This is a genomic window from Bacillus sp. z14 (2026) (assembly GCF_058313575.1).
Genome location: NZ_JBZFQK010000011.1, coordinates 1 through 13,718, shown reverse-complemented (window position 1 = coordinate 13,718; position 13,718 = coordinate 1). Strand labels below are relative to the sequence as shown.

At 39.2% G+C, this 13,718-nt stretch carries 13 protein-coding genes and 1 rRNA gene; all 14 read left to right on the top strand.

Annotated elements, in window-relative coordinates; all coding sequences use genetic code 11:
• Window positions 1-94 precede the first annotated feature (94 nt).
• On the top strand, window positions 95-1,480 hold the full coding sequence (tilS, locus tag AC4G3O_RS18695; protein WP_148631333.1) for a tRNA lysidine(34) synthetase TilS: 1,386 nt from the start codon (window positions 95-97) through the stop codon (window positions 1,478-1,480).
• A 23-nt stretch (window positions 1,481-1,503) separates the two neighbouring features.
• Entirely contained in the window at window positions 1,504-2,055 is a 552-nt protein-coding gene (gene hpt, locus AC4G3O_RS18690; RefSeq protein WP_066103117.1) for a hypoxanthine phosphoribosyltransferase, read from the top strand.
• Window positions 2,056-2,179: 124 nt separating this feature from the next.
• Window positions 2,180-4,165, top strand: coding sequence for an ATP-dependent zinc metalloprotease FtsH (ftsH, locus tag AC4G3O_RS18685; RefSeq protein ID WP_066103115.1), 1,986 nt, complete (start codon window positions 2,180-2,182; stop codon window positions 4,163-4,165).
• A 407-nt stretch (window positions 4,166-4,572) separates the two neighbouring features.
• Complete coding sequence (locus tag AC4G3O_RS18680; protein WP_066103112.1) at window positions 4,573-5,343, top strand: type III pantothenate kinase; 771 nt, start codon at window positions 4,573-4,575, stop codon at window positions 5,341-5,343.
• A gap of 29 nt (window positions 5,344-5,372) precedes the next feature.
• On the top strand, window positions 5,373-6,251 hold the full coding sequence (hslO, locus tag AC4G3O_RS18675; protein WP_066103109.1) for an Hsp33 family molecular chaperone HslO: 879 nt from the start codon (window positions 5,373-5,375) through the stop codon (window positions 6,249-6,251).
• 18 nt (window positions 6,252-6,269) lie between these two features.
• Window positions 6,270-7,151: a peptidylprolyl isomerase gene (locus AC4G3O_RS18670; RefSeq protein ID WP_491136568.1), complete on the top strand. Its 882-nt coding sequence runs from the start codon at window positions 6,270-6,272 to the stop codon at window positions 7,149-7,151.
• A 173-nt stretch (window positions 7,152-7,324) separates the two neighbouring features.
• Window positions 7,325-8,251 (top strand): cysteine synthase A, encoded by a 927-nt coding sequence (gene cysK, locus AC4G3O_RS18665; RefSeq protein WP_066103103.1) that lies wholly within the window; start codon window positions 7,325-7,327, stop codon window positions 8,249-8,251.
• A gap of 153 nt (window positions 8,252-8,404) precedes the next feature.
• The gene (gene folP / locus AC4G3O_RS18660; protein ID WP_148631327.1) at window positions 8,405-9,253 is read left to right on the top strand and encodes a dihydropteroate synthase; all 849 of its coding nucleotides are present in this window, start codon (window positions 8,405-8,407) and stop codon (window positions 9,251-9,253) included.
• Window positions 9,246-9,620, top strand: a complete 375-nt coding sequence (folB, locus tag AC4G3O_RS18655; protein WP_066103099.1) for a dihydroneopterin aldolase — start codon at window positions 9,246-9,248, stop codon at window positions 9,618-9,620. The genes folP and folB overlap by 8 nt, the downstream gene beginning before the upstream one ends.
• Complete coding sequence (gene folK, locus AC4G3O_RS18650) at window positions 9,610-10,137, top strand: 2-amino-4-hydroxy-6-hydroxymethyldihydropteridine diphosphokinase (RefSeq protein ID WP_151675505.1); 528 nt, start codon at window positions 9,610-9,612, stop codon at window positions 10,135-10,137. Before folB ends, folK begins: the two co-directional genes overlap by 11 nt.
• Window positions 10,089-10,298 (top strand): helix-turn-helix domain-containing protein, encoded by a 210-nt coding sequence (locus AC4G3O_RS18645; RefSeq protein WP_066103093.1) that lies wholly within the window; start codon window positions 10,089-10,091, stop codon window positions 10,296-10,298. Before folK ends, AC4G3O_RS18645 begins: the two co-directional genes overlap by 49 nt.
• Before the next feature lie 41 nt (window positions 10,299-10,339).
• Window positions 10,340-11,335 (top strand): tRNA dihydrouridine synthase DusB, encoded by a 996-nt coding sequence (gene dusB, locus AC4G3O_RS18640; protein ID WP_066103090.1) that lies wholly within the window; start codon window positions 10,340-10,342, stop codon window positions 11,333-11,335.
• Between the two features lie 171 nt (window positions 11,336-11,506).
• Complete coding sequence (lysS, locus tag AC4G3O_RS18635) at window positions 11,507-12,994, top strand: lysine--tRNA ligase (RefSeq protein WP_148631318.1); 1,488 nt, start codon at window positions 11,507-11,509, stop codon at window positions 12,992-12,994.
• 396 nt (window positions 12,995-13,390) lie between these two features.
• A 16S ribosomal RNA gene (locus tag AC4G3O_RS18630) occupies window positions 13,391-13,718 on the top strand; the annotation flags it as partial.

Sequence of the window (13,718 nt, the reverse complement as noted above, 5' to 3'; positions counted from 1 at the left end):
TCTACCGTTTTTTTTTGAAAGATAATTTTTGGATTCCATTTGTAAGAGTGGTACGATAATAATTAATTGAAAGCAACGGTAGAAAGGAATATTTATGTTAGAGGCGAAAGTGACTGCTTATATTAATAAAAAACAATTGATTAATCATAATGACACGATTTTGGTTGGTGTTTCCGGTGGGCCGGATTCATTGGCATTGCTTGCTTATTTAAATAGCATAAAAAAATCCTATAATCTAACCCTTGTGGTTGCCCATGTAGATCATATGTTCAGAGGTGAAGAATCATTTGAGGAGTATTTATTTGTAGAAAAAATATGTGAGGAATGGGGAATCCCATTTGAAGGAAGTCGGATAGATGTCCCAAAATATATTAAAGATACAGGTAAAAATCCACAACAGGCATCCAGAGATTGTCGATATGCATTTTATAGGGATATAATGGAAAAGTATGCGGCGCAAAAATTAGCTCTTGCTCATCATAAGGATGATCAAGCGGAGTCAGTCTTAATGAACCTTATTAGAGGGACTTCTGGGATGGCGAGGATTGGAATTCCTCTGAAAAGATTATTCGGGGGTGGATGGATCATACGTCCTTTTCTTGCTGTTACAAGAGAAGATATTCTGGAATATTGTACAGAGATGAATCTCAACCCACGCATAGATCCGAGTAATGAAAAGGATATTTATACCCGAAATCGATTCCGCAAATACATATTACCGATGATAAAAAAGGAAAATAGTAAAGCGCTTGATCATATTCAACGGTTTAGCGAGGATTTGGAGCAAGATGAAGGGTTTTTGATGGTGTTAGCTGAAAAAGAGTATAATTCTCTTGAATTAACTGAAAAGGACGGGATTTTAAAAGTTCCCATATCTTCTCTTGGAAAGGTGCCAAAACCTTTACAAAGGAGGGTGATTCATCTAATATTAAACTATCTTTATCAAGTGAAACCTTATGTATTTTCATACGTACATATAGAGTGTATTCAGTCTTTATTGACAGAATCCAATCCTTCCACCTCCGTGCAATTACCTTCTGGGCTTCAAGTTACGAAAGCATATGATCAGTTGCTTTTCCATTTTGGAAGGCTGCCATCAGTAACTTTATCAAAGGAACTCCGTATACCGGGGAAGACGGCTCTTGCGAATGGCGCCGTTATTGAAACAGTACTGCTGGATCCCTTATCTGAAAAATGGGAGCATGCATCTCGATATACATGTATTTTACCTTTAAGTGAAGAGGACTTACCATTAAGGGTGCGGAATAAGCGGGATGGAGATCGTTATCAGCCTAAAGGCTTCACGGGCCATAAAAAACTGAAAAAGCTGTTTCTTGAACACAAGATACCTGTGCATGAGCGGGAGAGTTGGCCAATTATTGTTAATAAGAATGATCAAATTGTTTGGATACCAGGTCTGCAAAAGATTAATTTAGAAAAGACCCCGATGCCAGCCATCATGATAAAGTATGTTGAATAATGCTCTTCTAGGAGGACTACCGAATGACGATTCATAATGATATTGAGAAAATTTTGATTTCAGAAGAAGAAATCCAAGGCAAAATTAAAGAACTCGGGGCTTTGCTTACAGAGGAATACAAGGATCTTAATCCATTAGTGATAGGTGTGCTGAAAGGTGCAATGCCTTTTATGAACGATTTATTAAAGCATGTAGACAGCTATTTGGAAATGGATTTCATGGATGTTTCCAGCTATGGTACTTCTACGGTTTCAAGCGGTGAAGTTAAAATCATTAAAGATTTAAACACATCTGTAGAAGGCAGAGATTTGCTGATTATTGAAGATATCATAGACAGCGGTCTTACCCTCTCTTATTTAGTGGATTTATTTAAATACAGAAAAGCTAAATCCATCAAGCTTGTCACATTATTGGATAAGCCATCCGGAAGAAAAGCGGATATACATGCGGATTACGCTTGCTTTAATGTACCTGACGAATTTGTTGTCGGATACGGGCTTGACTACATGGAAAAATACAGAAACATTCCATACATTGGCGTGTTAAAAAGGGAAGTTTACGAAACTGCCAAATAGGGATATAGATGATTAATAACCGCTATTCACATAATAGACTGTGCTATGATCTTTATATAAAATATATAAGTAACCTGATTGTAGATACGAATACTATATTTAGTTTTTTGGGAGGAGGTTAGGGATGAACCGTATTTTTAGAAATACCATATTCTATTTACTTATTTTTGTGGCGATTATCGGAGTAGTAAGTGTGTTTAACCAAAATTCCGAGCCAACTAAACATATTTCTAATAATGAGTTTATTGAAAGCCTTGAAAAAGGTGAGGTTAAATCCGCTGATTTACAGGTGGAACGCGGAGTATATTCTGTTAAGGGTCAATTAAAGGATGCTAAGGAAAATGAGTATTATTTAACATATATCCTTGCAGAACAGGCTGAAGAGGTTACTGACTTAATTGATGAACAGGGTGTAAAATCTACAGTTGCTCCAGCAAAAGAAACAAGTGTATGGGTAACATTCTTAACTTCAATTATTCCGTTCGTCATTATTTTGCTATTGTTCTTCTTCTTGATGAATAGTGCGCAAGGTGGCGGAAACAAAGTAATGAGCTTTGGTAAAAGTAAAGCTAAGCTTTACAGTGAAGAAAAGAAAAAAGTGCGCTTCAAAGATGTAGCAGGTGCTGATGAGGAAAAGCAAGAACTGGTTGAAGTTGTTGAGTTCTTGAAGGACCCTCGTAAATTTGCTGAATTAGGTGCGAGAATTCCAAAAGGTGTACTTTTAGTAGGACCTCCGGGAACAGGGAAAACCTTGCTTGCAAGAGCAGTAGCTGGTGAAGCAGGTGTACCTTTCTTCTCTATCAGTGGTTCAGACTTTGTTGAGATGTTCGTGGGTGTGGGTGCTTCCCGTGTGCGTGACCTTTTTGAAAATGCGAAGAAGAATGCACCATGTATTATTTTTATCGATGAAATCGATGCAGTTGGACGTCAGCGTGGAGCTGGCCTTGGCGGGGGACACGATGAACGTGAACAAACCCTGAACCAATTGCTTGTTGAAATGGATGGTTTCGGAGCAAATGAAGGTATCATTATCATTGCTGCTACAAACCGACCTGATATTCTTGACCCGGCTCTTTTACGTCCAGGCCGCTTTGACCGACAAATTACGGTTGACCGTCCTGACTTAATTGGAAGGGAAGCTGTACTTCGTGTACATGCACAAAACAAACCGCTTGATGAAAATGTGGATCTTAAAGCAATTGCGATGAGAACCCCAGGTTTCTCCGGTGCTGATTTAGAAAATCTCTTGAATGAAGCTGCTTTGGTAGCTGCAAGACAAGATAAGAAAAAAGTAGATATGAGCGACATTGATGAAGCAACGGATCGTGTGATTGCCGGTCCTGCTAAAAAAAGCCGTGTCATTTCTAAGAAAGAAAGAAATATTGTTGCCTTCCATGAATCCGGACATACGGTTATCGGGTTGGTACTTGACGAAGCAGATATGGTCCATAAGGTAACAATTGTTCCGCGTGGCCAGGCAGGTGGTTATGCTGTAATGCTTCCGCGTGAAGATCGTTACTTTATGACTAAGCCTGAACTGTTCGATAAGATTACCGGATTATTGGGCGGACGTGTTGCTGAAGAAATTGTCTTTGGTGAAGTGAGTACAGGAGCTCATAATGACTTCCAACGTGCTACAAGTATTGCCCGCAAAATGGTAACTGAATATGGAATGAGTGATAAACTCGGACCGATGCAATTTGGCCAGGCTTCAGGAGGCCAAGTATTCTTAGGTCGCGATATTAATAGTGAGCAAAACTATTCTGATAAGATTGCTTATGAAATTGATATCGAAATCCAAAATATCATCAAAACTTGCTATGAACGTGCAAGAAAAATTCTTACTGAAAACCGCAGTAAGTTAGACTTAATTGCTAATACATTACTTGAGATTGAAACGTTAGATGCTGAACAAATTCGCCACTTAGCGGATTATGGTAAGTTGCCTGAGCGTAAGGTAGCGAGCGATGTTACAGTGAATGTATCAGCTAAAAAGGAAATTCTGTCTGAGGATCTATCCAAAGACGATACAATATCCGAGCAAAGAGAAGATGATCAAACTCCTCCTACACCACCGGATATGGAAACAAACGATCCTAATAAATTGTAAGAATTCTGAGTGTCCCATCATATGAATGGGGCACTTTTTTTGAAAAGGGATAGAATGCTAACAGGAAGTTGGTCATGAAGGCGTTGCCACAGGATGTGGCGTACTTAGTCTTTGTTCGTTAAATAAGGGGCTTCAGCTTTTTGATTAATCCAGCTTCAGGGCCTAACCGCTCGAGACATAAGTGTAGCTGCTGCGGGAGAGAAAAAGCGCTCTCCCTCCGCACCTCCTCTTATGCTTGTCGCGGTTGACCAAGGCCCTTCAGCTTTTTGATGTAATCTAGCTTCGACTCCTAGGAGCTCGAGTCATAAGCAAATACCCTACGGGAGAAGAACCCTCCCTCCGAGTATTCGTCTTATGCTTGTCGCTCCTGACCAGTCGTCTCAGCTTTTTCGATAGGGGGTTTTTGCATGTTATTGGTGATGGATGTGGGGAATACGAATATTTCGATTGGTGTTTATAGGGATGATGATCTTTGTTTTCATTGGAGAATTGGTACGGATCGGGGAAAAACTGAAGATGAATACGGAATGATATTTAATCAGTTGTTGAGTCATGTTGGGTTAACCTTCCATGATGTAAAAGGAATGATTCTTTCCTCTGTTGTGCCTCCCATAATGTCTTCACTTGAAAGAATGTGTACAAAATACTTTCAACTGAGGCCTTTGGTTGTTGGGCCTGGTGTTAAAACGGGATTAAATATAAAATATGATAATCCTAAAGAAGTTGGGGCAGATCGAATCGTGAATGCTGTGGCTGCAATTCATGATTATGGAGCGCCAATCATTATAGTAGACTTTGGTACAGCGACAACGTATTGTTATGTAAATGAGCATAGCCAGTATTTAGGAGGGGTGATTGCCCCGGGAATTGAAATTTCTACAGAGGCGCTCTATTCGAAGGCTGCTAAACTGCCCAGGATAGAGATTGTTCGTCCTGCCAATATCATTGGGAAGAATACAGTAAACGCTATGCAGTCCGGCGTTTTATATGGTTTTATTGGACAGGTAGAAGGAATTGTAACCAGGATAAAAAAACAGAGTAAGCAGAATCCTATGGTTATCGCTACTGGCGGAAGAGCATCTATGATTGCAAATGAAACATCCATAATTGATGTTGTCGATCCGTATTTAACATTAAAAGGTCTGCAAATCATCTATTCAAAGAATATACAACAATAATCCTGTAATGGATTTGGAAGGAGTTTATCATGAACGATTATTTAGTTAAAGCACTAGCATTTGATGGACAAGTAAGGGCGTATGCAGTCTCAAGTACGCAAACTATTGCAGAGGCACAAAGAAGACAGGATTCTTGGCGTACAGCATCTGCTGCGTTGGGAAGAGCAATGACAGCGGCTGTAATGATGGGAGCCATGCAAAAAGGCGAAGCAAAGATTACTATTAAAATTGAGGGTGATGGTCCGATTGGTCCGGTTATCATTGATAGTAATGCAAAGGGTGAGGTTAGGGGATATCTGACAAACCCTCATGTTGATTTTGAGTCTAATGAACATGGAAAACTTGATGTAAGACGTGCTATTGGTACAAATGGTACGTTAACTGTTGTTAAAGATATTGGATTAAGAGATAATTTCTCTGGCCAAGTTCCTTTAATTTCAGGCGAGCTTGGTGAAGACTTTACTTATTATTTTGTTGCCTCTGAGCAAACTCCTTCATCTGTAGGAGTCGGTGTTTTGGTTAATCCGGATGACTCGATTCTTGCTGCGGGTGGATTTATTATCCAGCTAATGCCCGGCACGGAAGAAGAGGTTATAGAAAAAATAGAGAAAGCTCTAGGATCAATTCCGCCTATATCCAAAATGATTCAGGATGGTTTAACTCCGGAAGAAGTACTTAATAAAGTATTGGGAGAAACAAACGTAAAAATATTAGAAAAAATGCCAATATCGTTCCAGTGTCAATGTTCCAAGGATAGGATAGCAAATGCTTTAATCAGTCTTGGAAAAGAAGAATTAGAAGATATGATCGAGACAGATGGTCAGGCTGAAACCCAATGTCATTTCTGTAATGAAAAATATATATTTACCAAAGAGGAGCTTCAGGAGCTAAAAGACACAGCTAAGTAATTTATTGGAGGAGTTACTTTGTCAAGTAAGCAATGTTGGTCCATTATCGCCGGTTTAATTCTATTGAATATTGTGACTGTCCTTTACTTTACGGTGGGGGAAAATTCAATGGAGGAAGATGCAACGGAAATTGTTGCTGCAGTAGGGGATGAAGAGATTAGCCGTCCAGACTGGCTCGCTGAATTGGAAAGGATACATGGCAAAGATGTATTAACTACAATGGTAAATGAAGAAGTTATTCTTCAATTGGCGGCTAAGCATCAGCTGACTGTTTCTGAGGATGAGATGAAAGTGGAGGCTGTTCTTCGGCAAGCGTTATATGGTTTTACTGGAAATTCACCCGCTCATATAAGTGATAAGGAGCACAAAAAGAAACTTGAAGTTTCAATTCTGCTTGAGAAGTTGTTGACAAAGGATGCCGTTATAACAGACAAGGAAGTTGAGTCTTACTATAAAAGTAATGAAAGCTTATTAAAGTTCACTGATCTCTATCATCTATCCCATATCGTACTTAGTGAAAAGGCAAAAGCAAATGCGATTATTAAGGAATTGAAGGCGGGAACTGATTTTGCTGCAATGGCAATAGAGCGCTCGGAAGATAAATATACGGCCAATAATGGTGGAGAATTAGGGTATATATCTTTAGATTCCGAGTCTGTCCCTGAAGAATATAAAGAAACTGCGGCTTCATTAAAACCAGGGGAATGGAGTCAGCCAATTAAGATCAAGGATGGATATGCGATACTCTATTTGCGTGATCAGATTGGTAAATCCGAACTATCCTTTGGAAAAATAAAATCTAATCTTAAAAGAAAGACTGCAATGGAACAAATGAATATACCTGTATCTGCAGATATGCTTTGGGAACAGTATGATGTGGATTGGATTTATGGAAAATAGAGTCATGTGCTCTATTTTCTTTTATATACTGTAAATGAGCCATAAAGATTATTTCACATGGTTAGATGCGAGAAAATCTGGGAATTTAGAAGTATAATAGTTGACAGAAAGCGTAAAAATAGCTAAATTGTATATAAAACCAATGAAAATACTATGGATTAGGGGTGGATAAGTTGGGTAAAATAGCAAATAATATTTCTGAATTAATAGGTAATACACCTGTTGTTAAATTAAATAAGATTGTAGAAGATGGATCTGCAGAGGTTTATTTGAAATTGGAATATATGAATCCGGGAAGCAGTGTTAAGGATCGTATCGCACTTGCCATGATTGAAGATGCCGAGGAAAAAGGTCTTCTAAAGCCGGGTACAACGATAGTTGAACCAACAAGCGGTAATACAGGCATTGGGTTGGCATGGGTTGCAGCAGCAAAAGGGTATAAAGCTATATTGGTAATGCCGGATACAATGAGTATGGAACGCCGTAACTTATTGAAGGCATATGGAGCCCAACTTATTCTTACTCCTGGTAAAGATGGAATGAAAGGTGCAATTGCTAAGGCGGAGGAACTTGTTAATGAACATGGGTACTTTATGCCGCAGCAGTTTAAAAATGAGGCCAATCCAGAAGTCCATAGAAAAACAACCGGTAAAGAAATTGTAGAACAAATGGGCGATCAATTGGATGCCTTTATATCCGGTATAGGTACAGGCGGAACTATTACGGGTGCTGGAGAAGTGCTGCGTGAGAAATACAAAGATATTAAAATTATTGCAGTTGAACCAGCGGATTCACCGATTCTATCAGGCGGTACTCCAGGGCCTCACAAAATTCAGGGGATTGGTGCAGGCTTTATACCTGATACATTAAATACAAATATTTATGATGAAATTATAAAAGTTGAAAATGAACAAGCCTTTGAACAAGCAAGAAAAGCTGCTAAAGAAGAGGGTATTCTTGGTGGTATTTCTGCAGGGGCAGCTATTTTTGCAGCATTGGAAGTTGCCAAAAAACTTGGTGCCGGCAAAAAAGTTCTAGCAATCATCCCGGATAATGGTGAAAGATATTTAAGTACACCATTATATAACTTTGAAGATTAATCGTATAGAAGAGTAAATAAGCTAAACATATGGAGGAGGCTAAATGCCTCCTTTTGTTTTGGTTTTCTGTGTTTCTTTCTTTTTTACAAATAACATGTGGTATAGTGATTTGCATAGAGTAATTTCGGAGTCTAATTAAAGGAGCAAATTATTATGGAACTACCACAAAAAAAGATGATTCTAGAATGTGGACAATATAGATTGGAACTTGGACAAAGCACTAAGATTATGGGAATTTTAAATATCACTCCGGATTCGTTTTCTGATGGAGGCCAGTTTAACAAAGTAGAACAAGCGGTTTTGCGTGCAAAGGAAATGATAAAAGCTGGAGCAGATATCATTGATATCGGTGGTGAGTCGACGAGACCTGGCCATCAGCGAATTTCGTCAGATGAAGAATTGGAGCGAATCATTCCTGTTATTAAGGAATTAACAAAAGAGATCAATGTACCGATCTCGGTAGATACATATAAAGCGGATGTGGCAAAAGAAGCACTTCATGCAGGGGCAACTATCATAAACGATGTTTGGGGAGCTAAAGGTGATGAGGAAATGGCCCGTGTTGCTGCCGATTCAGGCGCTCCGATCATCCTCATGCATAATCGTAAGCAGGCTTCCTATGATCATTTTTTGCGTGATGTTTTAAATGATTTATATGAAAGTATTCAGATTGTTAAAGATGCTGGAGTTAGTAACGATAAAATTGTGCTGGATCCAGGTATCGGCTTCGCGAAGTCACTGGAGGAGAACTTGCTGATGATGCGAAATTTAGACATATTGACCAGCCTGGGTTACCCTGTCTTATTGGGAACATCACGTAAATCAATGATCGGCAGAACACTTGATCTACCAGTAGAGGAAAGAATGGAAGGTACAGGGGCGACAATATGTTTAGGGGTTCAGCAGGGGTGTCAAATCATAAGGGTGCATGATGTGAAAGAGATGTCCCGTATGGCCCGTATGATGGATGCGATGCTTGGAAAGGTGAAAGTAAATGGATAAAATAATTCTTGAAAATATGGAATTTTATGGATACCATGGTGTTTATGAAGAAGAAAATAAGCTTGGACAGCGTTATAGAGTAAGTGCAGAATTGTATTTGGATCTGCAAGTCGCCGGAGAAACAGATGATCTGAATAAATCGGTTAATTATGCTGAAATATACACTTTATGTAAGGCTATTGTGGAAGGAAAGCCATATAATCTAATCGAAGCAGTGGCAGAAAAGATATCAGCAGAAATTTTAGGCACATATTCAATTATTCATTCATGCAAAATCAAGGTTGTGAAACCAGACCCACCGATACCGGGTCACTACGATTTTGTTGCAGTTGAGATTATAAGGGAGCAAGAGCAGCATGATGAATAAAGTTTATATTGGATTAGGTACAAATGTAGGGGATAGAGAATCGAATTTAAAGGATGCCATAAGCGAATTGGCAGCAGTACCTGAAATTGAGATTATATCTTTATCATCTATATATGAGACAAATCCAGTAGGCTATTTAGAACAAGGTAAATTTTTGAATATGGTTGTTTGTATAAACACAACTTTCGATGCACAAACACTATTGGTTACCTGCATGAAGATAGAACAAAATCTTGGCAGAAAAAGGGAAATTAGGTGGGGTCCGCGAACAATAGACCTTGACATTTTGTTATATAATCAAGAAAATATTGTAACGAAAAACCTAATTGTCCCTCATCCGCGGATGCTTGATAGGGCCTTTGTGGTTATCCCGCTCGTGGAGATAGATAAGGACATCATTCTGCCTAATATGGAAAAACCTATAAGGGAAATCATGGATGATATCCCCGAAAAAGAAGGGGTTCGGATATGGAAGCGGAAAAATGGGGAAGGCGTATTAGGGCATTTAGAAAGCTGAAAGGTTTTACTCAAGAGGAATTTGCAAGGGAGTTATCTGTCTCTGTCTCAATGCTTGGCGAGGTAGAAAGAGGCAACCGAATACCCTCTGAGCGCTTTTTGCAGGATATTGCAAATCAGTTGGACATTACAGTGGAGGAACTAAAACCTCTCGTTAAATAGATTTAATGATAAGTGCAAGTAAAGGATAGGGAGGAATTGAATTGTTGAAGATTGGCAATGTCGAAATGAAGAATCCGGTTGTACTTGCACCTATGGCCGGAGTTTGTAACTCAGCATTTCGTTTAACAGTTAAGGAATTTGGGGTAGGGCTTGTTTGTGCAGAAATGGTTAGTGATAAGGGAATAATTTATGGAAATGAAAAAACCCTCAACATGCTCTATATTGATGAACGAGAAAAGCCATTGAGCCTTCAAATTTTTGGTGGAGAAAAAGAATCGCTTGTTCAGGCAGCTCAGTTTGTGGATAAGAACACCAATGCAGATATAATTGATATTAATATGGGCTGTCCTGTTAACAAGATTATTAAATGTGAAGCGGGAGCCAGATGGTTACTAAATCCGGATAAGATTTATGAGATGGTTTCAGCTGTAGTTGATAAAGTAGATAAACCGGTTACGGTTAAAATGAGAATTGGCTGGGATGACAAGCATATATTTGTTGAAGAGAATGCAAGGGCAGTTGAAAGAGCGGGCGGAAGTGCGATATCTGTCCATGGACGTACTCGGGTTCAAATGTATGAAGGAACGGCAAACTGGGATTATATCCGTATGGCAAAAGAAGCTGTCAATATACCGGTTATTGGAAATGGGGATGTACAGACTCCGCAGGATGCCAAGAGGATGCTTGAAGAAACTGGCTGTGATGGAGTCATGATCGGTCGTGCTGCACTCGGGAATCCGTGGATGATGTACCAAACCGTTAAGTATTTAGAAAATGGGATCCTTTTGCCGGAGCCATCTGTTCGTGAAAAAATCGATGTTTGCGTCCTGCATCTTGACCGCCTTATTGCATTGAAGGATGAGTTTATCGCTGTGCGTGAGATGAGAAAACACGCAGCTTGGTATTTGAAAGGTATTAAAGGAAGCGGTAGAATCAGAAATGAGATAAATGAGTGCAACACACGTGAACAATTGGTAGGGCTGCTTTATAATATGGTGGAAGATATTGAACTCCATGAAGCCGTTCGTGCAGTTTGATGATTTGACAGTACCTGATATACTGTATAATAAGTATGTAGAAACTGCCGGTAAAACCGGCAGTTTTTATGATACTTTTAAAAGGATAATGATATTTTTTATATATTAGGTTCTAAGGTTGTGTAAAATAAAGGAACAGTATATACGTGATAGAGATGGAGTGGAAATAAGATGAGCAATTATGAAGAATTAAACGACCAATTAAAAGTCAGACGTGACAAAATGAACCGCATCCAAGAAATGGGCATAGATCCATTTGGCAAAAGATTCGAACGTACACATTTGGCTCAAGAAATTAGCAATGAATATGCAGATGTGGAAAAAGAGGATTTAGAAGCAAAGAATGCGGAAGTATCTATAGCTGGCAGAATTATGACAAAGCGTGGAAAAGGAAAAGCAGGCTTTGCTCATATTAAAGATGTGAGCGGTCAAATTCAAATATATGTGCGTAAGGATGCTATTGGGGAAGAAGCTTATGAGCTATTCACTATGGCTGACCTTGGCGATATTGTAGGTATTAAAGGAACGGTATTTAAAACTAAAGTGGGAGAGCTTTCTATAAAAGTAAGCCAGTTTACATATCTTACTAAGTCCCTTCGTCCTCTTCCGGAAAAATATCATGGATTAAAAGATATTGAAGAGCGCTATCGTAAGAGATATTTAGACTTAATTACAAGTGAAGAAAGCCAAAAAACATTTGTAACACGCAGTCGTATCATTCAGGCAATGAGACGTTACTTTGACGACCAAGGATTCCTTGAGGTTGAAACACCAATGCTTCATTCAATTGCTGGTGGTGCATCTGCACGTCCGTTTATAACGCATCATAATGCGCTTGATATGCCTATGTATATGCGTATTGCCATTGAATTACACTTGAAAAGGCTAATTGTTGGTGGTTTGGAAAAAGTATACGAAATCGGCCGAGTATTTAGAAATGAAGGAGTGTCCACAAGACATAATCCTGAGTTCACAATGCTTGAGCTTTACGAAGCTTATGCTGACTACAATGATGTAATGGACTTGACTGAAAATGTCATTGCTTATATTGCAAAAGAAGTTTTAGGAACAACTGTCATTCCTTACGGTGATTATGAAGTGGATTTAACACCAAAATGGACAAGACTTCATATGGTAGATGCAATTAAAGAATACGTAGGTGTAGATTTCTGGAAAGAAACATCAGTTGAAGAAGCGCGTGCGCTTGCTAAAGAACATGATGTCCAAATTACTGAATCTATGACATACGGTCATATTGTTAACGAATTCTTCGAGCAAAAAATCGAGGAGAAGTTAATACAACCAACCTTCATTTATGGTCATCCGGTAGAAATTTCTCCGTTGGCTAAAAAGAATGAGGATGATCCACGCTTTACTGATCGTTTTGAGTTATTTATCGTGGGACGTGAGCATGCGAACGCCTTCACTGAGCTGAATGATCCAATTGATCAGCGTCAACGCTTTGAAGCGCAATTAAAAGAGCGTGAACAAGGTAATGATGAAGCACATATGATGGACGATGATTATATAGAAGCATTGGAGTATGGTATGCCTCCAACAGGAGGTCTTGGAATTGGTATGGACCGTCTAATTATGCTACTAACTAATTCACCTTCAATTCGTGATGTACTGTTATTCCCGTTAATGAGACATAGATAAGATTTTAAAGAAGAAGCTGCCGATTAAGGGCAGCTTCTTCTTTATTTTCTTTCATTCGTATAATTGATATATGAAGATAAGGATATAAATCTAAGCTTCATAGTATAAGAAAGGATAAAAACAAAAACTTTTATAAAAAAGTATTGCAAAATAAAAAACAAGGTGGTATATTAATAAACGTCGCTGCTGCAGTATTAAATACGAAGCAAGCGATAAAGAAAAAAATAAAAAAGTTGTTGACATGAGGTTGCTAACTTGGTATGATAGTTAAGTCGCCAAAACGACAACGAAACAGATTGTTCTTTGAAAACTAAACAAAACGAAACGCCAAGCAAGTCTAAAATAAGAGATTTTTAATCTCGTCAATTTGCTTTAAAATTTAGCTAGATCAAACATCTTTCGGAGAGTTTGATCCTGGCTCAGGACGAACGCTGGCGGCGTGCCTAATACATGCAAGTCGAGCGAATCTGAGGGAGCTTGCTCCCAACGATTAGCGGCGGACGGGTGAGTAACACGTGGGCAACCTGCCCCTAAGATTGGGATAACTCCGGGAAACCGGTGCTAATACCGAATAGTTTCCAACACCTCATGGTGTTGGAAGGAAAGTTGGCTTCGGCTAACACTTAGGGATGGGCCCGCGGCGCATTAGCTAGTTGGTGAGGTAACGGCTCACCAAGGCAACGATGCGTAGCCGACCTGAGAGGGTGATCGGCCACACTGGGAC